This window comes from Acidovorax sp. sic0104, assembly GCF_019219095.1.
Lineage (GTDB): Bacteria > Pseudomonadota > Gammaproteobacteria > Burkholderiales > Burkholderiaceae_C > Acidovorax.
Map to the genome: position 1 here is coordinate 195,290 of NZ_JAHUWH010000005.1, position 21,644 is coordinate 216,933.

The window sequence follows — 21,644 nt, forward strand, 5'->3', positions numbered from 1 at the left end:
CGCACCGACCTGCCACCAGGACCACGCACCATGACCGTCGCCATCTTTCTCGGGTCCCTGCTCATCGCCATGGCGGTCGGCATTCCCATCGCATTTGCGCTGCTGATCAGTGGCGCTGCTCTCATGTGGCACCTGGACCTGTTCGACGCGCAGATCCTGGCGCAGAACGTCATCAACGGAGCCGACAGCTTTCCGCTGCTGGCCGTGCCATTTTTCATGCTCGCTGGCGAGATCATGAACGTCGGCGGCCTCTCCCGGCGCATCGTCAAGCTGGCGCTCACCCTCGTGGGCCACGTGCCGGGCGGCCTGGGCTATGTGACCATCATGGCGGCGGTGATCCTGGCGGCCGTTTCGGGCTCTGCCGTGGCCGACGCGGCGGCGCTGGCCTCGCTGCTGCTGCCCATGATGGTGGCCGCGGGGCATGACAAGGCGCGGTCGGCGGGGCTCATTGCATCGGCCGGCATCATTGCGCCGGTCATCCCGCCGTCCATCGGTTTCGTGATCTTCGGGGTGGCGGCCAACGTGTCGATCAGCAAGCTTTTCCTTGCAGGCATTGTCCCGGGCGTTTTGTTGGGCATGTCATTGGCCGTCACCTGGTGGTGGCTGGTGCGCAACGAGAAGGTGCAGCCGCCTCCCAAGGCTTCTCGCGCTGACTTGGTCAAAGCCCTGCGCGAGGCTGTCTGGGCGCTCGGCCTGCCGGTCATCATTCTGGTCGGCCTGCGGATGGGCGTATTCACGCCCACCGAAGCCGCCGTGGTGGCCGCCGTCTACGCGCTGCTGGTGGCGATGTTTGTCTACCGCGAAATCAGCGTGCGCCAGCTGGCCCAGATCTTCCAGACGTCGGCCCGCACGAGCGCGATCGTGATGTTCCTCGTGGCAGCGGCGATGGTCTCGGCCTGGCTGATCACGGTGGCGGACCTGCCCACCAAAGTCATCGCCATGCTGGAGCCCTTCATGGGCAACCAGACCCTGCTGCTCGTTGCCATCATGGTGCTGGTGATGGTGGTCGGCACCGCCATGGACATGACGCCCACCATCCTCATCCTCACCCCGGTGCTGATGCCCGTGGTCAAGGCAGCAGGCATCGACCCGGTGTACTTCGGCGTGCTGTTCATCATCAACAACGCCATCGGCCTCATCACCCCGCCAGTAGGTACGGTGCTCAACGTGGTGGCGGGCGTCGGGCGCATTTCCATGGACCAGGTCACACGCGGGGTACTGCCGTTCATGGTGGCGCAGTTCATCGTCATGTTCCTGCTGGTGATGTTCCCCTCCATCGTCTTGGTGCCGCTGCGTTTGCTGACGGGCTAGCTGCCAGCGCCGCATGTGGCGCTCTGTCGCCGCCCTGTTCCGTTTCGCCAACCACTACATCTAGGAGACATTCCATGAAACTCTTGAAGACCCTGATTGCCACAGTCCTCGTTGCCGCCTCCGTGCTGCCCGCGGCGCACGCGCAGGAGCGCACCATCAAGTTCGCCTTCCAGAACCAGAAGGACCATCCGCAAGCGCAGGGCGCGCAGAAGTTCGCCGACCTGGTCGCAACCAAGACGAACAACCGCATCGCCGTGAAGCTGTTCCCCGGCGGCACGCTGGGCGGCGACCTGCAGACCGTGTCGGCGCTGCAAGGCGGCACCGTGGAGATGACCGTGCTCAACGCCGGGATCCTCGCCGCGCAGGCCAAGGAGTTCGGCATCTACGACTTCCCGTTCCTGTTCGCCTCGCCGCAAGAGGCCGACGCCGTCACCGACGGCCCCTTCGGCAAGAAGCTGCTGGACAAGCTTGCCGCCAAGAACCTGGTGGGCCTGGGCTACTGGGAGCTGGGCTTTCGCAACGTGACCAACAGCAAGCGCCCGATCACCAAGGCGGAGGACATCGCGGGCCTGAAGATCCGCGTGATCCAGTCGCCGATCTACATCGACATGTTCAACGCCCTGGGCGCCAACGCCGTGCCCATGCCCTTCCCCGAGCTGTACACCGCGATGGAACAAAAGGCCGTGGACGGCCAGGAGAACCCGGTCTCCACCATCCTGTCGTCCAAGTTCGCCGAAGTGCAGAAGTACCTGACGATCACCCGCCACATGTACAACCCGCAGGCGGTCATCGTGAGCAAGAAGTTCTGGGACAGCCTGAGCCCCGCCGACCAGAAGGCCGTGACCGAAGCCATGGCCGAGGCCACCACCTTCCAGCGCGGCGTCTCGCGCGTGCAGGCCAATGTGGCACTCGAAGACCTCAAGAAGGCGGGCATGCAGGTCACCGAGTTCCCGGCCGCAGAGATCGAGAAGCTGCGCGCCAAGGTCAAGCCCGTGGTCGAGAAGCACAGCGAAAAGGTGGGCGCCGAGACCGTGAAAGAGGTCTATTCGACGCTGGCCAAGCTGCGCGGTACCAAGTAACACGCTATCTCCACCCCGTGCGCTGCGCGCTGGCGCAGCGCACCCAAGCTTATCCCCCATGAGCACCCTGCTCTCCGATCCCCCGACCGCTCCCGCAAAGACTGCCATGCCGCCCCTGAGCCCCCGCAAGGTACTGATCGGACTGATCGGTTCCGGCATCCAGAAGTCGCTGTCCCCCGCGCTGCATGAAGAAGAAGCGCGGCACCACGGCATGCGCCTGCACTACCAGCTCATCGACCTGGACCGCTCGGCCTCGTCGGCCGCACAGCTGCCCACGCTGCTGTCCGCCGCGCGCATCATGGGCTACGCGGGCTGCAACGTCACCTACCCCTGCAAGCAGGCCGTGATCCCGTACCTGGACAGCCTCTCCGAAGAGGCCCAGGCCATGGGCGCGGTCAATACGGTCGTGATCCGCGATGGCCAACTGGTGGGACACAACACCGACGGCTCGGGCTGGGCGTGGGGGTTCACCCGCGCACTGCCGAATGCCGATCTGTCCCACGTGGTGCTGCTGGGCGCGGGTGGCGCGGGTGCTGCCATTGCCCATGCTGTGCTGCGCCTGGGCGCGCAGCGGCTCTCCATCGTGGATGCACAGCCCGAGCGCGCCGCACAGCTGGCGGCCGATGTGAACGCTCTGTACGGTGACCGCGCTCAGGCGGCGGACCTCACAGCGGCCATGGCGCAGGCCAGCGGCCTCATCCACGCCACGCCCACGGGCATGGACAAGCTGCCCGGCCTGCCGCTCGACGTGGGCCTGCTTCGCCCGCAGATGTGGGTGTCCGAGGTGGTGTACTTCCCGCTAGACACCGCGCTGGTGCAGGCAGCGCGCGCGCTGGGCTGCCGCATCTCCGACGGCGGCGGCATGGCCGTGGGCCAGGCCGTGGGCGCGTTCGAGCTGTTCACCGGAGAGGCCCCCGATGCCGCGCGCATGGACGCGCATTTCCGCCGCCTCGTCGGCAGTGCCCACTAGGGCCTGTTCACACTATTTCTGCCAGTGCGAAGCCCGCCCGCGAACGGAAACACACCAAGGAGTCGAATCCATGAGCACCCCCATGATGGCCGCCCGTGAAGCCCTGGGCGAGATGCCCAACCCGCTGGGCCTGCAGGGCGTCGAGTTCATCGAATACGCCACCAGCCGCCCCCAGGCGCTGGGCCAGGCGCTGGAGCGCATGGGCTTTCGGCCCGTCGCGCGCCACCGCTCGCGCGAAGTGCTGCTGTACCGCCAGGGGGACATGAACATCATCGTCAACGCGCACCAGGATGCTGAGCGCACCGGCGTGCACGCGCCACCCGCCCTCACCGAGCACCCGGTGCTCACGGCCGTGGCCTTTCGCGTGGGCAATGCCGCAGCCGCCTACCGCCGCGTGCTCGCGCTGGGCGCCTGGGCCGTGCACACCGAGGTCGAGGTGATGGAGCTGAACATCCCGGCCATCCATGGCGTGGGAGCCAGCCGCATCTACTTCGTGGACCGCTGGAAGGACTTCTCCATCTACGACGTGGACTTCGTGTCCATCCCCACCGCACAGACCCCGGCGCCAGCGCTGCAGGGCCTGCACCTGTTCGGCGTGGTGCAGTACATAGGCCTGGGCCGCGCGCAGGACTGGGCGCACTTCTACGGCGAGCTGTTCGGTTTTGCCGAGCTGTCGCCCGACACATCGTTTGGCGTGCTCACCCACGGCACGATCCTGGCAAGCCCGTGCGGCACGCTGCACTGGCAGCTCATCGAACCGCTGGCGGACGCGCTCGATGCCGACCCCGAGGAGCTGCTGCAGCGCGTGGCCTTCGGCACGCCCGACGTGCTGGCCACCGTGAACGCATTGCGCGCACGCGGCGTGGACTTCGTGGAGTCGCCCACCGGCGTGCACACCGGCACCCGTGGCGCCCTCACGCGGGCCGAGGCGGGCGCGCCCAGCTTCGAGCTGGTGCTGGACCAGCGCTGACCCCGCACCGGAGCCGAGCCGCCATGCGCACATCCACCATGCAACGCAACGTCGCCGATTTCGGCATGGACACCATCAGCCTGGCCGGCCCGCTGGAGGCCAAGCTCGCCGCCATCAAGGCGGCAGGCTTTGGCCAGATCATGCTGGCCGCCCGCGACATCGTGGGCCACCCCGAGGGCATCGAGGCCGCCGTGCACGCCGTGCGCAGCAGCGGGCTGCGCGTGACGGGCTTTCAGGTGCTGCGTGACTTCGAGGGCCTGTCAGGCCACCTGCACAGCTACAAGGTGGACATCGCCAAGCAGATGATCCTGATGGCGCGCGACCTGGGTGCGCCCGTGCTGCTGGCCTGCAGTTCCACGTCGTCGCACGCCACGGCCGACGCCGACGCGATTGCGCGCGACCTGCGCAAGCTCGCGATGCTGGCGCTGCCGCACGGCATCCGCATCGCGTTCGAGGGCCTGTCGTGGGGCCGGCACATCAACGAAGTGCACCAGGCCTGGGCCGCGGTCGAGCAGGCCGACTGCCCCAACCTGGGCCTGGCCATCGACTCGTACCACCAGTTCGCCACCAGCACGCCGCTGTCGGCGCTGGCCAACGTGGACCCCGAGAAGATCTACCTGGTGCAGCTGTCGGACTTCATGTGGCAGGAGACGCGCACGGTGCAGGAGCGCATCGACACCGCGCGGCACTTCCGGGTGTTTCCGGGCGAAGGCGTGCACAGCCAGGCGCTGGCCGAGCTGGTGCGCACGCTCGACGGCATGGGCTACCAGGGCGACTACAGCTTCGAGGTCTTCAACGACGACTACCAGCAGCTGCCGCTGCCCTTCGTGGCGCAGCGTGCGTGGGACAGCGCGGTGTGGCTGGCCGAAGGCGTGCTGCAGCGCGCGGTGCCGCTGCCGGGCCACTCGCGGTTGCGGGCGCGGGGCTGACCGCTGTCTGCCCCGAGCCGCGCGAGGGGGTCTACATGGGCCCGTCTACCCCCGACCGTTCGGGCTGAGCCTGCCCAAGCCCTGCGCTGCGTGCGGGCTGGCGCTGCGCGAACGGTGAGCGATGGGGTGTTGCTGCAAGCGGCAGCCATCAGCTGTTCGCGCGCCGCTTGAGCCAGCGCATCAGCGCACCCACCACAGGGAGCTTCTCGTACAGCTCTTCGGCCGCATCCCAGTAGTCGCGGTGCAGCGTGACCAGCCCCCGGCTGTCGAACACCAGGTGCGACGCGCCCCGCACCGTCTGCTGCGCGCCCTGGTGGAAATTGCGGAACGCAAACACGAAGTCCCACGTGAGAAAGCATTGGTCGCCCTGCACCACCTGCCCGGTGACGACAAAGCGCGGCGCCTCCAGCGACGTGAACATGTGCTCGAAGATGCCCTGGATGGCGGGCACGCCCTGCACGTCGTTGAACGGGTCCTTGAACCGCGCAGCCGGTGCGTACAGGCGGCCGATGTGCGCGACATCGGCGGGGGACAGCTGCTCGAAGAACGCCACGACGCGGGCCACGGCCTCGGGCGTGGCGGTGGGCGCGCCGCCGGCGGCCTCGGGCGGGGGAGGGGGCGTGAAACTGGTGGTCATAGTCCCGTGAAGCGGCGCACCGCCGGAAAGTAGCAACCATACGGCAGCAGCCGCAGCGCCTTCATCACGCGCGTGAAGCGCTTGGGGAAATGGATGTCGAACTGGCCCTCTCCCCACCCTTGCAGGATGGCCGCGGCCGCCGCGTCGGGCGTGATGAGTGCGGGCATGCGAAAGTCGTTGCCCGCGGTGAGCGGCGTGGACACAAACCCGGGGTTGATCACGCTCACCCCGATCCCCAGGTCGTGCAGGTCAAGGTACAGCGCCTCCGCCAGATTGATCAGCGCGGCCTTGGTGGGCCCGTAGGCCAGGCTCTTGGGCAGGCCCCGAAAGCCCGCCACGCTGCTGATGACGCTCAGGTGGCCCGGCTGGCCGCGCGCGGCGGCGGCCACCATGACGGGCAGCACGGCGGCCAGCACATGCAGCACGCCGGTGTAGTTGGTCTGCTGGTGGCGCAGCATGTCGGCCAGGTCGAACTCGGTGGCGCGCATCTCGCGGTAGGTGCCTGCGCAGTAGCACACCAGGTCCACTGCGCCGCCAGCCAGCACTTGTGCGGCCACCTCCTGCACCTGCTCGGGCGCGGCCACGTCCAGGGGCCAGGCCTCGCTGCCGGGGTGCTCGCGCACGAAGTCCTGCAGCGCCTGGCCATCGCGGGCCGAGACCACCACGTGCGCCCCCCGGGCGTGCAGCGCCGTGGCCGTGGCCCGGCCGATGCCAGTGGAGGCGCCGATGAGCCAGGCGCGGCGGCCGTGCCAGTTGCGCTGGGGCGGGTTCAGGCTCATGGTGCGCGCTTGGTGAAGGACAAGGTGATCTCACCCAGGCGCACGCCGAACTTGCTCATGGTGGCGCGGTTGAGCATGACGCGTTCGTCCATGAGGTACATCCAGTCGTCCAGGTCCACGTGGTAGACCTTTCCGTCCACGGGCAAGGCCAGCGTGTAGTTCCAACGGAAGGCGTTGCCGCGCGTCTGGCCTTTCGCCTCGCCGATCACGTCGTCCGCCGTGCCGGTGTAGCGCCCGTCGGCAAGCCGCGTGAGGCGCCAGACGCGCCGCTGCGTGGTGCCGTCCGAATAGGTGAAGGCCTCGTCCAGCACGCCCTGGTCGCCCGTCCAGGTGCAGACCATGACCACGGTGAAGCGGCGGACGATCTGCCCGCTGCGGTCCTGGAAGATGCCGTGGGCGTCTATGGTGCCGTTGAAGTAGCGGGCCAGGTCGAGCACCGGCTTTTCGCTGGCGTAGCCCTCGAGGTTCTGACTGGCGCAGCCCGCCAGCAGCACGGGGCTGGCGGCGGCCGCGGCGAGGATGTGGCGTCGGTTCAGTGTCATGGGGTACCTCGCAAGGGAAGGGCTGCGCCAGCAAGGGGACGGCGCAGGATCAGGGCATACAGGGCCACGGCGGCCATCAGCTTGAGCGCGCAGGGCAGGACTGCGTAGGCCAGGCTCAGGGTCTGCAGGCCGGCCTCGCTGCGCGTGCCGGGCGCGTAGCCCAGCGCGCCGAGCAGCGGCAGCGCCAGGCCCGCGGCCAGGGCCAGATTGAGCTTGGTGGCCAGGTTCCACCAGCCGAAGTACGCGCCCTCGTGGCGGCCGCTGTCACCCTCGGCCGCGATCACGCCGGCCAGCAGCGCACTGGGCAGGGCCAGGTCGGTGCCCAGCGCCACGCCCGAGAGCGCGCACACCAGCGCAAACGGCCACACATCGCCCGCGCCCAGCAGCGCCGTGCCGCTGAACGCCGCGATGGCCAGCAGCATGCCCGCCAGCCAGGTGCGTGCCAGCCCGAAGCGCGCCACGGCGCGCAGCCACAGCGGTATCGACACCGCGGCGCACACGAAGTAGATGCCCAGGAACAGGGGCTCCTGCGCGGGCGGGGCCTGCAGCAGGTCCTGGATGAAGAACAGCACCAGCGTGGCCGGGATGGCGCTGGCAATGCCGTTGAGCACGAACACGGCCAGCAGGCGCCGAAACGCCGGGCGCTGCCACGGGCGCCACAGCGCGGGCTGTGGGGCAGCGTCCGCCGGCTGCCACGCCGCAGCGGCGTGGGTGGCCGGCCGTGGCGCCCGGCTCCAGGCCCACCAGCCCAGGCCCAGCGCCAGCGCGAACACGCCCAGCATGGCCGGCAGTCCGGCCAGCGCGGGTAGCAGCGAGGCCAGCACCACGCCCACCAGGGCCGCGCCTTCGCGCCAGGCCACGATGCGGCTGCGCTGCAGCTCGTCCCCGCCCAGGCGCGCGCCCCAGGACTGGTGCGCGATGCCCAACTGGCTGTAGGCCAGGTAGGTCACCACCAACGCCGCAAACGCCCAGGCGGTGAGCGCAGGCGCTCCCTGCACCGGCGGAAAGAACAGCCCCGAGAGCCCCAGCGCCATCACGACCGCCGACACGGCGCCCACCGCCAGCACGGCGCGTGCGGAGCGGTCGAACAGGTGGTCGGAGAGCCGCCCCAGCAGCGGGTCGGACACGGCGTCGAGCAGCCGCGCCGCCAGCAGCAGCCCGCCCAGCGTGGCCAGCGGCATGCCGAACTCGCGTGCATAGTGGTTGGGCAGCAGCACGTACAGCGGCAGCGCGACGAATGCGAGCGGCAGGCCCAGCAGGCCATACGCCAGGCCCTGCCCGGCGCGCAGCGGCTGCAGAGCCTGCGCGTTCACGGTGCCGACCCCGCGTTGCGGGCCGACGCGATGAGTGCCTGGCGCAGCGCCGGCTCCGACGTCTTGGGCGACAGCCAGATGCCGAAGAACAGGCGCGCAAACTCGGCGTCTGGCACCTCGCCCACCACCCGCCCGCCCATGCGGAACACCGCGCCCGCACCGGGCTGGTAGACGCCCAGCAGGCGGTCGCCAGGTTTGACGTCCGGCAGCGCGGCCTGCAGCGCCTGCTGCCAGCGCGCCGCCTGCTCGGGCGTGAAGCTGCCCACACGGCGCATCTCGTCGAGCGAGCGCTTGGCAATCGCCTCGGCCGAAAAGCCGCGGTGGTAGGTCAGCTCCAGCGCCAGCGGGTGGGCGGCGTAGTCGCTGGCGTCGAACCCCGGCGCGGCCCACAGGCGCGCGCGGTACACATCGAAGCCCAGAAAGCGCAACGTGCCCTGGCCCACCAGTCGGGCGCCAGACAGCGGTCCGGCCGCCTCGGCTTCCAGCGCGAACAGGGGTTGCGCATAAAAAATGGCCGCACCGCCTGCCAGGCAAGCGGCAATAGCTATGTTTTTAATAGCATTCATCGGTGTGGCTCCGGGGCTGGGCGGTCAGTCCTTGACCAGCGTGTACTGCACCAGGTCGATGTTGCCCATCGCAAAGGCGGCTTCGCAGTAGGCCAGGTAGAACTCCCAGATGTGCATGAAGCGCTGGTCGAACCCGAGCTGCAGGATCTGCGTGCGCTGGGCCAGGAAGCGCTCGCGCCAGCGCTTGAGCGTCTCGGCGTAGTCCTGCCCGAACGCGAATTCGTCGACCACGCGCAGGCCGGCGGCCTCGGCCTCGCGGCGGAACTCGCGCGGGCAGGGCAGGCAGCCACCGGGGAAGATGTACTGCTGGATGAAGTCGGTGGAGCTGATGTAGCGCGCAAACAGGCTGTCGTCGATGACGATGCTCTGCACGCAGGCCCGTCCGCCGGGCTTGAGCAGGCGCTGCACGGCCTGGAAGTACGTGGGCCAGTACTCGCGGCCCACGGCCTCGATCATTTCGATGGAGCACACCGCGTCGTAGGGGCCGTCGGTGATGTCGCGGTAGTCCTGCAGCCGCAGGTCGGCCTGCGCCGACTTGCCACAGTGGGCCATGCGGTCCTGGGCGAAGGCCAGTTGCTCGGTCGACAGCGTCACTCCGGTCAGCGATGCGTCGAACTCGGTCACGGCCATCTCCGCCAGCGCCCCCCAGCCGCAGCCGATCTCCAGCACGCGGTCGCCGGGCTGCACGCCAGCCATGCGCAGCGCGCGGCGCACCTTGGCGTGCTGGGCGACACGCATGTCACCGCCGGCCTGCCCCTCGAACCAGGCGGACGAGTAGTTCATGGTGTCGTCCAGCCACAGCTGGTAGAACGCGTTGCCCAGGTCGTAGTGGGCGTGGATGTTCTTCTGGCTGTTGGCGCGCGTGTTGCGGTTGAGCAGGTGCTTGATGCGGTACAGCAGTCGCCCGGCCCAGGTGCCGTAGATGACGCCTTCGACCTGCTGGCGGTTGGCGATGAACACCTTGAGCAGGTCGGTGAGATGCGGCGTGGTCCAGTCGCCCGCAATGTAGCTCTCGGCAAAGCCGATGTCGCCGGACTTGAGCGCGGCGCTGCACACGTTCCAGTTCTTGAGCGTGATGGCGGCGGTGGGCCCGCCCCCGTGGCCGAAGTGCTGCAGCGTGCCGTCGGGCAGCTGCACGGTCAGGCTGCCGTGCTGCAGCCGCTGCAGAAGCTTCAAGGCCGTGCGGGCGGCGGCGGGCGTGCCCTGGGGCAGGTCGATGGCCGGGCGGCGGGCGGTGGTGCTGGAGGTGTTCATGGCGTTCATCTCGTGCAGTGGTCGGGGGCGTTCGAAAGGCCGTCGGGCTAACGGGTCACGGTGGAGGCAGGCGCTGCCGGCTTGCTGTGAAAGCGCACGCGCTTGAGCCACAGCTGCAGCGCCTGCCAGTGGATGCGGGCGATCACGGCCAGCGTCATCGCCGGGTAGCCCCACAGGGCCCGACGCAGCGTCTGCCCCGTGATGGGGTGCAGGGTGCCGCTGACGCTGGTCTGCAGCAGCGGGCCGGCCGCGTCGTCGTAGTCGATGCGCACCACGGTGCGGCCAGCGGCATCGGAATCGGTGTCGGTGGGCGCTCCGGCACCCGCTGCCGGCGTGCGCATGAAGCGGAACCGGTAGCCGCCGCTCACCTCGCAGAAGGGCGACACATGGAACACCTTGCGCGCTGCAAGCTCCACGCCGTATCGCGGCGCATCGAGCAGGTAGCAGTGGCGCTCGCCGAAGGTGTTGTTGACCTCGACCACGATGGCGCGCAGGCAGCCGTCGGCGCGGTGGCAGTACCAGAAGCTCACGGGCTTGAAGGTGTAGCCCAGCACGCGCGGGTAGCAGTGCAGCCAGATCTCGCCGTCCGCGTCCGCGATGCCTTCGGTGCGCAGCAGCTCCTGCACCCAGGCAAACGCACCGCCCTGCGCGGCGCTGCGGCCGTCGCCATGGTCCGTGTCGTGAAAGCTGATGAGGCCACGGCGGTTGACGGGCAGCGGACCGGCGCCCCGTGTGTCGGCCAGGCTGCGAAGGGGCAGCATGAGAAAGAACGTGGGATAGGCAAACGCATGCCGCTGCGGGCGCAGCCGGGTGTGGCGGACCTGGCCGAAGCCGATCAGGGGTGCGGCAGAGCCCGGCATGGTCATCAGGCCGCCTTCGCCCACGCTGTGGGCAGGGTGGCACGCAGCTGCTCGGCCACCGCCAGGCCCGACTGCAGGCCGTCTTCGTGGAAGCCGTAGCCCGTCCAGGCACCGCAGAACCAGGTGTGGGCGTGGCCCTGCAGCTGGGCCACGCCGCGCTGGGCCTGGATGGCCGCGAGGTCGAACACCGGGTGGGCGTAGTCATAGCTGCCGATCACATGCTCCGGCGCAATCTCGCGCAGCGGGTTGAGCGACACGACCACGGGCTGAGCGAACGGCACGGGCTGCAGCTGGTTGATCAGGTAGTGCAGGCACACGCGGGCCGACTCGCGGTGGCCCTCGGCGGCGCGCTCGTAGTTCCAGGCAGCCCAGGCGCTGCGCAGGCGGGGCAGCACGGTCGTGTCGGTGTGCAGCACGGCGCGGTTGGCCTGGTAGCGGATGGCGCCCAGCACCGCACGCTCCTGCGCGCTGGGCTCGGCCAGCAGCGCGAGCGACTGGTCCGAATGCGTGGCCAGCACCACCTTGTCGAAATGGTCGGTGTGCCGGTCGGTGACCACGCGCACGCCGGCTGCATCGCGCTCCACGCGGCGCACGGGGGTGGACAGGCGCTTGTCGGCAATGCCCGCCACGATTTTTTCGACGTAGTGCCAGGCGCCGCCCGACACCGTCCACCACTGCGGCCGCTGGCTCACCTGGATCAGGCCGTGGTTGTGGCAGAACCGGATCATGGTGGCCACGGGGAACTTCAGCATCTGGTCGGTCGGGCAGCTCCAGATGCAGCCGAGCATCGGCAGAAAGTACCAGTCGCGGAATGCGTCGCCAAAGCGGTGTTCCTTCAGGAAGTCGCCCAGCGGCTGCGTCATCGCGGCCTCGGCATTGGCCTGCGCAATGCCGGTGCACAGCCGGTTGAAGCGCAGCAGGTCGCGCAGCATGCCCCAAAAGCGCGGGTTCAGCAGGTTGGACCGCTGCGCGAACACGGTGGACAGGTCGGTGCCGCTCCACTCCAGCGTGCGCCCGCGCAGCGCGCCGGGCACCTGCACCGAGAACGACATGTCGGACCGGGCCGTCTCCACTCCGAGCTCGGCCAGCAGCCGGATCAGGCCTGGGTAGGTGCGCTCGTTGAAGACCAGAAAGCCCGTGTCCACGCCGTGTCTGACAGGGTTGCCCCAGGCATCGGGCAGCGTCACGTCCACCGTGTGGGTGTGTCCGCCGAAATAGTCGCCAGCTTCAAAGAGGGTGATGTCCGCATGCCCGCGCAGCCGGTGCGCGACAGCCAGCCCGGAGATGCCGGAGCCGATGATGGCGACTTTCATGGCCGGCTCCCTCTGGCCGGGTCACGGAATAAAAAGGTTGCGAAGCGTCCCGAAACGAATAAGAGAGGGAGGGAGGAGAAGCGCTCCAGGAGGTCAGTCGGAACCCGGGGGCCCGAAAGGCTTCGCAACACTAAAACTGTACGTCGCGCAATCGTGTTGCGCAAGGAATAGAGTGGAGCCCGTTTGCCGAAGTTCCAGCCCTCGGACCGGTTTTTTTTAAAGAAACGTAAAGAAAACATTGCAATCACCGTGCGGGGGCAACAGCAAGTTGCTGTTCGATGGCGCGCACCAGGCCCTTGTTGTCCGGGGCGGTCAGGCTGGAGTACTGGTCGATCAGCTTGCCGTCGCGGCCCAGCAGGTATTTGTGGAAATTCCAGCGCGGCGCCGTGCCCGAGAGTCGGGCCAGTTGGAGGAACAGGGGAGAGGCGTCTGCACCTTTCACGCTGCTCTTGGCGAACATGGGAAATTTCACGCCGAAGGTGCTTTCACAGAAATCGGCGATCTGCTGATTGCTGCCGGTTTCCTGGGAGAAGTCGTTGGAGGGAAATCCCAGCACGACAAGCCCCCGGTCCTTGTAACGCGCGTACAGCTCTTCAAGCCCCTTGTACTGGCCGGTAAAGCCGCAGAAGCTCGCCGTGTTGACCACCAGCACCACCTTGCCCGCGTACTGGCACAGGGATTGCGGCTTTTCGTCTTGCAGCCGCAGGAAGGTGTGCTGCAACGTGGCCGGACAGGCCGTCGCATTGGCGCCCGGCTGCGACGCGCCCTGGGCCGAGGCCGCGGGGCCGAACGCGGCGGCCAGTGCCAGACCCGCGGCCGCGACGAATCGTTGGAGAAAGGTATTCATAGGGCTTCCAGCGCTGAATGTGAAGGCAATTTAACCGCATCATCATTTTTTGTCCACATGAGTTTTTATTTATACCAATTGGTTTACACATGAACGCAGTGTTGACCGCGCCGTCCGGTGCGGGGGCAGGCTCGAAGGGATCAGCGGTACACACCACCCTGGTACGCAGCGGGCAGCGCGATGGATGCGGCCGATGGGCCGGACGGGGGAGACGTTAAAAAATGGGCTGCGCAGCGCGGCCGCCTGCGCCATTGGGACGGCGCTGCGGCCCGGGGTGCGCGCCGCGCGCCCTGAAGGTCAGCCCAGGCTCAGCAGGCGGTCGAGCGGGAGCTTGACCCGCACGTCCTTGAAAGCCACCACGCCGGTGATCTTCCAGGGCGGCATGCCGGTGTCGCGCGGAATGGGCTCGCCCGTGGGCATGCCTTCGCGGTTGGTCACCACGGCCACCTTGGGCGTGGTGGCCGTCGCGCCGCGGCGGATGACGACACCCACCTCCTGGCTGGCCAGCCGCACGAAGGCACCGGGAGGGTACACACCCAGGGTCTTGACGAGCGCTGCACCGGCTTCGTCGACCTGGTGCTCCTCGTCGTAGTAGCTGGCCTGCATGGCGGCAGTGACCGGCATGGGCAGTCGGGACGCTCGGGGCGCCATGCGGGCGCCGAAGATATCGGCACGCTGCAGCAGCCGGGCCATCTGCTGGGCCTCGGTCTTCTTGGCCAGCGGACCGGGAATGCGGTGGTGGTGGCAGCGCACGGCTTCCAGCCAGAGCGGGTCGGCCACGCCCAGGCCGCGCAGCATCGCTTCGGAGCGCGCCGCATGGTTTTCCACCGCAGAGATCTGGTCGGCGGTGAGCGGGTGGGTCTGCTGGGCGAGCTGGTCCTGCAGCTCGGTCATCGCGATGTTCATGCTCAGCGCCGCGTGGCCCAGCTGCTGCACGCGGGACTCGGGCCAGCGCAGCATTTCGCGCGCGACCACCATGCACACGCAGCTCACCAGCATCGAATGGGTGCCGCTGTACATGCGTGTCTCTTGCGCCGACAGATAGATCAGCGCCAGCAAGGTGGCGTCCGGCGTTTGCTCGCAGTGGCGAGACAGCTCCTCGTGCAGGGACTGAAAGCGCCCCCCGAAGTCCGACGGAGACGGGGACCGCAGCAGCTGGGTGGCACGCAATTGCAGCTCGGGCCAGTCGGCCAGCACCCTGCCGGCCCGGGCGCGCGCGGCCGAGTCCTCGGCAGCGGTCATCTTCATCGCGGCGATCTCGCCCAGGTTCGTGTCCGCGATCAGCATGCGCTGCAGCTGCGCCAGGTAGGCACGGTGGCTGCCGCCGGACTCGTCGGTGTCCACGCACAGCTGGCGGCCCCGGGCCACCAGCTTGGCCAGCTCTTCGCGGCTGCGGATAACGTAGCCTTTTTGCGCCAGAAGGACGCCATCAGCCCCCCGCAGCACAAAAGGCAGCGGGTGACCGAGCTGGATCGATTCGATATTGAGGCTGACGAGGTTCATGGTGCTCGTTACATTATCTAACGCCGACACCCCGCCAAACCCCTCGCCTGCCGGGTGATTTACCGGCTTTTCAGCCGACGGAAACCTCCCGGATGTGAGCGCATGCTATCAATTCATGGCCGGCGGCGTCGGTGGCATGGTCGGCGCAGTGGGTGCCGGGTGCACCCCTCGCAGCCTGCGCAATGTGCGTCCAAACCACTGGCCCACATCGTCCACCCCCGTGAATACGGCAGGAATCACCAGCAGGCTCAGCAGCGTCGAGGTGATCAGGCCGCCGATCACCGCCACCGCCATCGGCGAGCGAAAGCTCGCGTCCGCAGCGCCGATGCCCAGGGCGATGGGCATCATGCCCGCGCCCATGGCCAGCGTGGTCATGATGATGGGCCGCGCCCGCTTGTGGCAGGCGTCGATCAGGGCCTCGAAGCGCGTCATGCCGTGCTCGCGCCGCGCCAGGATGGCGTATTCCACCAGCAGGATGGAGTTCTTGGTGGCGATGCCCATGAGCATGATCAGCCCGATGAGCGAGGGCATCGAGAAGCTCTTTTGCGCGATCAAGAGGCCTACGAACGCGCCGCCCAGGGACAGCGGCAGCGCCGCCAGGATGGTCACAGGGTGCAGGAAGTCCTTGAACAGCAGCACCAGCACGATGTAGATGCACAGCACGCCGGTGAGCATGGCCAGGCCGAAGCTGGCGAACAGCTCGCCCATCATCTCGGCGTCACCGATGGTGATCTGGCGCACGCCGGCCGGCAGGTTCTTGATGGACGGCAGCGCCTCCACGGCCTTGGTCACGTCGCCCAGCGGCTGGCCCGACAGCTCGATCTCGAAGTTCACGTTGCGCGCGCGGTCGTAGCGGTCCACCACGGCCGGGCCGCCGCTGAACTCCAGCGTGGCCACCTGGCCGAGCATCACCGGGCCCTTGCTGCCGGGCACGGCCAGGCGCTCGAGCAGCGACAGGTCCTGGCGCGCGTCGTCCTGCAGCTTGACCACGATGGGCACCTGGCGCGATGCCAGATTCAACTTGGGCAGCGACACGTCGTAGTCGCCCACGGTGGCGATGCGCAGGGTCTCGGCGATGGCGCTGCTGGTCACGCCCAGGTCGGCGGCGCGCGCGAAGTCCGGGCGCACGGCGATCTCCGAGCGCACCAGACTGGCGGTGGACGAGATGCTGCCCAGGCCCGGGATGGTGCGCAGGTCCTTCTCGACCGCCAGCGCCGCCGTGGTCAGCGCCTGCGGATCGTCGCCCGAGAGCACCAGCACGTACTTCTCGCCCGATCCGCCCAGGCCCACCTTGCTGCGCACGCCGGGCAATGTTTCCAGCGCGGCGCGGATGTGGTTCTCGATGCCCTGCTTGCGCGGGCGGTCGCCGCGCTCGGCCAGCAGGATGGTGAGCGTGGCCTTGCGCGTCTCGGCCCCGGCACCGCCCATGAAGGGGTCGGCCCCCGCCGAGCCTCCGCCGATGGTGGTGTACACGCTCTTCACATGCTCGACCTTGGCGATGCGCTCGCGCGCATCCTCGGACACGGCGCGGGTCTGCGCCAGCGTGGCGCCGGGCGGCAGCTCCAGGTACACCTGGGTCTGCGAGTTGTCGTCCGGCGGGATGAAGCCCGTGGGCAGCAGCGGGATCAGCGCCAGCGAGCCGATGAAGAACGCTGCGGTGGCAAGAAAGGTGATCCAGCGGTGCTTGACGCACCAGGCCGCCCAGCGCAGGTAAGTCGTCATCCAGCGCGGGTCCTTGTGCTCGCCCACGATGGGCTTGAGGATGTACGCCGCCATCATGGGCGTGAGCACCCGCGCGACCACCAGGCTGGCGAACACCGCGAGCGACGCCGTCCAGCCGAACTGCTTGAAGAATTTACCGGCGATGCCGCTCATGAATGCCGTGGGCAGGAACACCGCGATCAGCGTGAACGTGGTGGCCACCACGGCCAGGCCGATCTCGTCGGCCGCCTCCATGGCCGCCTGATAGGGCGTCTTGCCCATGCGCAGGTGGCGCACGATGTTCTCCACCTCCACGATGGCATCGTCCACCAGAATGCCCACCACCAGCGACATCGCCAGCAGCGTGATCACGTTGATCGAAAAGCCCAGAAGGTGCATGCCGATGAACGCCGGGATCACCGACAGCGGCAGTGCCACGGCCGAAACGAATGTCGCGCGCCAGTCGCGCAGGAAGAGCCACACCACCAGCACGGCCAGCAGCGCGCCTTCGTACAGCAGGTGCATGGAGCCGTCATATTCCTCCTGCACCGGCTGCACGAAGTTGAAGGCCTCGGTGATTTCCAGGTCGGGGTGCTGCTCGCGCAGCTCCTTGAGCGCGGACTGCACCGCGCCGCCCACTTCGACCTCGCTCGCGCCCTTGCTGCGCGCCACCTCGAAGCCCACCACGGGTTTGCCGTTGAGCATGGCCAGCGCGCGCGGCTCGGCGATGGTGTCGGACACCGTGGCCACCTGATCGAGCCGCACATGGCGGCCATCGGACAGCGCGAGCGTAAGGCCCGCCAGCTCCTGCGCCGACTGCACGGTGGCCAGTGTGCGCACGGGCTGCTCGCTGCCGCCCAGGTCGGTGCGGCCGCCGGCGCTTTCGGTCTGCACCAGCCGCAGCTGGCGCGACACGTCGGCCGCCGATGCGTTGAGCGCCTGCAGCTTGACGGGGTCGAGCTCCACATGCACCTGGCGCTGCACGCCGCCCACGCGGTTGACCGCGCCCACACCGCGCACGGCCAGGAGCTTCTTGGCGACGGCATCGTCCACGAACCACGACAGCGCCTCGTCGTCCATGCGGGTGGAGGCGATGGTGAACGCCAGCACCGGCTGCGCGGCCAGGTCCATCTTGGTCACGATGGGGTCGCGCACATCGCCGGGCAGGTCGCCGCGCACGCGGGCCACTGCGGAGCGCACGTCGTCGAGCGCCTCCTGCGTGGGCTTTTCCAGGCGGAACTCGGCCGTGATGGTGGCGCCGCCGTCCTGCACCTTGGTGTAGATGTGCTTCAAGTCCTGCAGCGTGGCGATGCTGTTCTCGATCTTGCGCGCCACGTCGTTCTCCAGCTGCGCAGGCGATGCGCCCGGCAGCGCCACGGTCACGGAGATCGTGGGCAGGTCGATGTCCGGAAAGTTCTGCACCTTCATGGCGTTGAACGACAGCAGGCCGCCGAACGTCAGCAGCACGAACAGCATCAGCGCCGGTATCGGGTTCTTGATGGACCAGGTGGATACATTCATGAAGAACGCTCCTTAATTGATAGCTACCGGCGCTTTATCAGCAAGCGCCAGCAGCGTTTTTTGCTTGAATTCCCGCACGGAGGACGTGCGCGCAGGCTGCGCTGGTGCCGCGGGTGCGGCAGGCGCAGCCGCAGGGGCCGCCACGCGCACCAGGTCGCCGTCGTTCAGGAAGCCCGCTCCGCGCACGGCCACCGAGGCATTGGCCTCCAGGCCCGACACCACCTCGACCCGGTCCGCCACGCGGCGGCCGGTCTGCACCTTGCGCATCTGCACGCGCTGCTCGGCACCCACCACGAAGACGTAGGAGAAGCCGTCGCGCACGACCAGGGCCTCCTGCGGCACGGTGAGCGCGTCGCTCTGCCCCAGCGCGAACTCGCCGCGCGCAAACATGCCCGCGCGGAAATCGCTGTTCGCCGGCAAATCGACGTACACCAGCGCGTTGCGCGTCTGCGGGTCCACCGTGGGAGCGACCATGCGCACCGTGCCTTCGGCCGTGGCGCCGCTGGCGGCCGTCACGCTGACCTTCGCGCCCGGCGCGATGCGGCGCAGCTCGGTCGAGGTCACCTCGGCACGCCACTCGAGGCGGCCCTTGCGCACCATGCGGAACAGCTCGGTGCCCGCGCCCACCACCGCACCCACGGTGGCCGTGCGGGCCGAGATAACCCCGCTGTCAGGTGCCACCACCTGCGTGTACTTCAGGCGCAGCTGCTGCGCGTTCAGCGTGGCCTTGGCGGCCTCCACCCGGGCCTGCGCCGTCTTCTCTGCGGTGGTGTACTGCTGGATCTGCTGCTGGCTCAAGGCGCCCGTGGCCTGCAGCGAGCGGGCGCGATCGGCATTGGCCGCCGCCTCGGCCGCATTGGCCTGGGCTTCGAGCAGGCTTGCGCGCATCTGCGCCACGTCGGCCTGCACCGTCTCGGCCGAGAAGGTGGCCAGCACCTGGCCGGCCTTGACCACGTCGCCCACGTTCACGCGCACATCGGTCAGGCGAAGGCCATTGCTTTCCGCGCCGATGCTGGCCTCCTGCCACGCGGCCACATTGCCGTTGGCCGACAGGCGCACGGGCACCGAGGTGCGCTGCGGCTGGGCCGTGCTCACGGTGAGCGCGGGGCGCGGCTGCCCGGCCTTGGGCTCATCGGCCGCGCGCGACGCGCCGGAGAACACCAGGGCGCCGCCCGTGGCCAGCACGCAGGCGGCGATCACGGCGAAGGCGGTGGGAGAGAACTTGAAGGAGAAAGAGGAATGTTGCATTTGCATCCGTCCTAGAAAGATCGTTTCAGCACTCATGGCCTGGGCAACTGGCGCTGCCACAGACCAGTGCCACCGTGGAACTGGCTTTGCCAGGCCACCGGTGGCGTTCCTCTCCCGCGCGCAGCGCGAGAGAGGGGGAAGCTGCGCAGCAGCTCAGGGGGTGTTTCACAGCCTCCACCCGCCGCCCGCAGCGCGGTACAGCGCGATCCAGGCCGCCTGGCGCTCGTGCTGCAGCGCGACCAGCGCGTTCTCGGCGGCAAGCGACGTGCGCCGCGCATCCTCCAGCTCGACCAGGCTGGCCAGCCCGCCGCGCCAGCGCGCCTCGGTCGCATCGAAGGAGGTGCGGTAGCCCGCGGCCGCCGTGCGTGCGCTGGTGCTGCGCTCGGCCGTGCTCTGCAGCCGCACCAGCGCCTGCTCCACTTCGCTGACCGCCTGGCGCACCTTGGCGCGGTACAGGGCCGCGGCCTCGTCGTAGCGGGCCTGCGCCGCATCGACCTGCGCGCCGCGCCGGCCGCCGTCAAACAGCGGCACGCTCAGCGCCAGAGGGCCGATGGTCCAGGTATTGAAGTCGGTCGTCGCGCCGCCGGTGCGCACCCACGCCGTGCCCACCGAGCCGCTGAGCGACAGGCGGGGATAGCGCTGCGCCTGCGCGCTGCCTACCTCGGCGCTGGCCGCCGCCACTTCGCGCTCGGCGTTGTAGACGTCGGGACGCTGGGCCAGTACCTGCGCGGGCAGGGCCGCGATGCTGAACAGTGCGTCGGGCGCAGCCGGCGCGGCTGCGGACAGGCGGGCGCGCAGCGCGGGCTCTTCCCACCCGGTGAGCGCCACCAGCGTCTTCACGTCCACATCACACAGCATGCGTTGCTGCGATGCGCGGGCCTGGGCCTCTGCCGCACTGGCGCGGGCCAGCGCTGCGGTGGCCGGGGCGGTGAAGCCGGCGCGCTCGCTCAGATCGGACAGGCGCGATGTCTCGCCGCGCGACTGCGCATCGCGCTCGGCCACGCCCAGCTGCGTGAGGCAGGTGCGCAGGCTGCTGGCCTGCAGCGCGACCTCGGCCGCCACACTCACGCGCGCCTCGTGCCACAGAGCCTGGGCGCCCGCCAACCGCTGGTCGGCGGCCGTCTTGGTGGCGCGGTTGGCGCCGAAGACGTCGATCTCCCAGCTCGCCTGCAGCCCGGCCTGCGCGGTGGTGGCGATGCTGGCCAACTGCTCGTTGAAGCCGCGGCTTGCATTGGCCTGGGCATCGAGCGACGGCAGCAGCGCCGCGCGGCTGCTGACCTGGGTGGCGCGGGCCTGCGCAATGCGGGACTGCGCCTGCGCCACGCCGGGGCTGATGGCCTGCGCAGCGTCGATCAGTTCGACCAGCAGCGGGTCGCCCAGCTGCGTCCACCATTGCGCGAGGTCTCCCAGCGACCCCTGGTGCGGCAGGGGCGCCTGCCAGGCGGCGGGCGGGGGCGCGGGCACCTCGGCGGGCGGGGGCGTGGTGGCGCAGGCGGCCAACGCCAGGGGCAGGCAGGCGGCCCAGAAAAAACGGCTCTTGCGTGTTGTTGTCATGGTTTGGATTCCTTCTTGTTCGCAGTCCTCGAAGTCCTTACGGTGTTGGCACGGCGCGCCGGTGGTACGCCAGCCTGCCGCCGGGTGATCTCGCCGTGCACCATGCTCAGGGCATAGCCGGTCAGTCGTTCCACCCAAACGTCCATGGCGCCCGACACCGCCAGTTGCGGCGCGATGGCCTGCAGGGGGTCGCGCTGCGTCCACATCTGCATGATCAGTCCGGCCAGCGAAAAGGCGAGCCGGTGCATGTCGTCATCCGCCTCTGCCACCCCCATGTGGCGACACAACACCTGCACCAGCGCCAGGTGCGGCGCGCGGCATTCGCGCTCGATGAGTTCGGGCCACACATGGGTCGGGTCGAGCAGCTCGCGCACATGCAGGCGCAGAGACTGGGTGATCAAATCGTCGTGCTTGAGCGGCTCGAGAAAGCCGCTGAAGTAGCTGTGCAGTGCGGCCTCCAGGCCGAGGGCCGGATCGGCGAACACCGGGATCAGGTCGCTGCCGCTGCCGAACGGCTCGTAGAACGTGGCGGTGTACAGCTGCGCCTTGTCGCCAAAGTGGTAGGCGATGGCCGCGACGTTGGTACCCGCGGCCTCGGCGATGGCGCGCACAGACGTCTGGGCAAAGCCTTTTTCAGAGAACAGCTGCAGGGCCGCGCGCAGCAGGCGTGCACGCGTGTCTTCGCCGTCGCTGCGGGCGGTGCGCTGGGCTGCGGGAATGAAATGGGCACCAAAACTCATGGCCCCG

At 68.8% G+C, this 21,644-nt stretch carries 19 protein-coding genes; 5 read left to right on the forward strand and 14 right to left on the reverse strand.

The annotated features are described in order from the left end of the window. Positions 1 to 30 precede the first annotated feature (30 nt). The 5 genes from KW835_RS10665 to KW835_RS10685 all read left to right on the forward strand — a co-directional run bounded on the left by KW835_RS10665 (position 31) and on the right by KW835_RS10685 (position 5,259). The gene (locus tag KW835_RS10665) at positions 31 to 1,311 is read left to right on the forward strand and encodes a TRAP transporter large permease (RefSeq protein ID WP_218382350.1); all 1,281 of its coding nucleotides are present in this window, start codon (positions 31 to 33) and stop codon (positions 1,309 to 1,311) included. A 74-nt stretch (positions 1,312 to 1,385) separates the two neighbouring features. Next, positions 1,386 to 2,390, forward strand: a complete 1,005-nt coding sequence (locus KW835_RS10670) for a TRAP transporter substrate-binding protein (RefSeq protein ID WP_218382351.1) — start codon at positions 1,386 to 1,388, stop codon at positions 2,388 to 2,390. 58 nt (positions 2,391 to 2,448) lie between these two features. After that, positions 2,449 to 3,360: a shikimate dehydrogenase gene (locus KW835_RS10675; RefSeq protein ID WP_370633612.1), complete on the forward strand. Its 912-nt coding sequence runs from the start codon at positions 2,449 to 2,451 to the stop codon at positions 3,358 to 3,360. 70 nt (positions 3,361 to 3,430) lie between these two features. Further along, positions 3,431 to 4,330 (forward strand): VOC family protein, encoded by a 900-nt coding sequence (locus tag KW835_RS10680; protein ID WP_218382352.1) that lies wholly within the window; start codon positions 3,431 to 3,433, stop codon positions 4,328 to 4,330. Between the two features lie 23 nt (positions 4,331 to 4,353). Then, positions 4,354 to 5,259 (forward strand): sugar phosphate isomerase/epimerase, encoded by a 906-nt coding sequence (locus tag KW835_RS10685; RefSeq protein ID WP_218382353.1) that lies wholly within the window; start codon positions 4,354 to 4,356, stop codon positions 5,257 to 5,259. A 148-nt stretch (positions 5,260 to 5,407) separates the two neighbouring features. Here KW835_RS10685 and KW835_RS10690 read toward each other — a convergent pair whose 3' ends face one another. From KW835_RS10690 to KW835_RS10755, 14 genes are all read right to left on the reverse strand, one after another. After that, on the reverse strand, positions 5,408 to 5,896 hold the full coding sequence (locus KW835_RS10690) for a nuclear transport factor 2 family protein (protein WP_218382354.1): 489 nt from the start codon (positions 5,894 to 5,896) through the stop codon (positions 5,408 to 5,410). Beyond that, positions 5,893 to 6,675, reverse strand: coding sequence for an SDR family oxidoreductase (locus KW835_RS10695; protein WP_218382355.1), 783 nt, complete (start codon positions 6,673 to 6,675; stop codon positions 5,893 to 5,895). Before KW835_RS10695 ends, KW835_RS10690 begins: the two co-directional genes overlap by 4 nt. After that, positions 6,672 to 7,217, reverse strand: coding sequence for a DUF3833 domain-containing protein (locus tag KW835_RS10700; protein WP_370633613.1), 546 nt, complete (start codon positions 7,215 to 7,217; stop codon positions 6,672 to 6,674). Before KW835_RS10700 ends, KW835_RS10695 begins: the two co-directional genes overlap by 4 nt. Beyond that, positions 7,214 to 8,530 (reverse strand): MFS transporter, encoded by a 1,317-nt coding sequence (locus KW835_RS10705; protein WP_339385534.1) that lies wholly within the window; start codon positions 8,528 to 8,530, stop codon positions 7,214 to 7,216. The genes KW835_RS10700 and KW835_RS10705 overlap by 4 nt, the downstream gene beginning before the upstream one ends. Next, entirely contained in the window at positions 8,527 to 9,096 is a 570-nt protein-coding gene (locus tag KW835_RS10710; protein WP_218382356.1) for a chalcone isomerase family protein, read from the reverse strand. Before KW835_RS10710 ends, KW835_RS10705 begins: the two co-directional genes overlap by 4 nt. A gap of 24 nt (positions 9,097 to 9,120) precedes the next feature. Next, positions 9,121 to 10,350, reverse strand: coding sequence for a cyclopropane-fatty-acyl-phospholipid synthase family protein (locus KW835_RS10715; RefSeq protein WP_218382357.1), 1,230 nt, complete (start codon positions 10,348 to 10,350; stop codon positions 9,121 to 9,123). Positions 10,351 to 10,397: 47 nt separating this feature from the next. Then, positions 10,398 to 11,216: a DUF1365 domain-containing protein gene (locus tag KW835_RS10720; RefSeq protein ID WP_218382358.1), complete on the reverse strand. Its 819-nt coding sequence runs from the start codon at positions 11,214 to 11,216 to the stop codon at positions 10,398 to 10,400. Beyond that, positions 11,216 to 12,523, reverse strand: coding sequence for an NAD(P)/FAD-dependent oxidoreductase (locus KW835_RS10725; RefSeq protein ID WP_218382359.1), 1,308 nt, complete (start codon positions 12,521 to 12,523; stop codon positions 11,216 to 11,218). The genes KW835_RS10720 and KW835_RS10725 overlap by 1 nt, the downstream gene beginning before the upstream one ends. 244 nt (positions 12,524 to 12,767) lie before the next feature. Then, on the reverse strand, positions 12,768 to 13,370 hold the full coding sequence (locus KW835_RS10730; RefSeq protein ID WP_255593453.1) for a glutathione peroxidase: 603 nt from the start codon (positions 13,368 to 13,370) through the stop codon (positions 12,768 to 12,770). Positions 13,371 to 13,667: 297 nt separating this feature from the next. Next, positions 13,668 to 14,873: an HD-GYP domain-containing protein gene (locus KW835_RS10735; RefSeq protein ID WP_218382360.1), complete on the reverse strand. Its 1,206-nt coding sequence runs from the start codon at positions 14,871 to 14,873 to the stop codon at positions 13,668 to 13,670. A 108-nt stretch (positions 14,874 to 14,981) separates the two neighbouring features. Beyond that, complete coding sequence (locus tag KW835_RS10740) at positions 14,982 to 18,095, reverse strand: efflux RND transporter permease subunit (RefSeq protein ID WP_218382361.1); 3,114 nt, start codon at positions 18,093 to 18,095, stop codon at positions 14,982 to 14,984. Between the two features lie 12 nt (positions 18,096 to 18,107). Continuing rightward, the gene (locus KW835_RS10745; protein ID WP_218382362.1) at positions 18,108 to 19,343 is read right to left on the reverse strand and encodes an efflux RND transporter periplasmic adaptor subunit; all 1,236 of its coding nucleotides are present in this window, start codon (positions 19,341 to 19,343) and stop codon (positions 18,108 to 18,110) included. Positions 19,344 to 19,508: 165 nt separating this feature from the next. Then, positions 19,509 to 20,897: an efflux transporter outer membrane subunit gene (locus KW835_RS10750; protein WP_218382363.1), complete on the reverse strand. Its 1,389-nt coding sequence runs from the start codon at positions 20,895 to 20,897 to the stop codon at positions 19,509 to 19,511. After that, entirely contained in the window at positions 20,894 to 21,637 is a 744-nt protein-coding gene (locus KW835_RS10755; RefSeq protein WP_218382364.1) for a TetR/AcrR family transcriptional regulator, read from the reverse strand. Before KW835_RS10755 ends, KW835_RS10750 begins: the two co-directional genes overlap by 4 nt. Between the last annotated feature and the right edge of the window lie 7 nt (positions 21,638 to 21,644).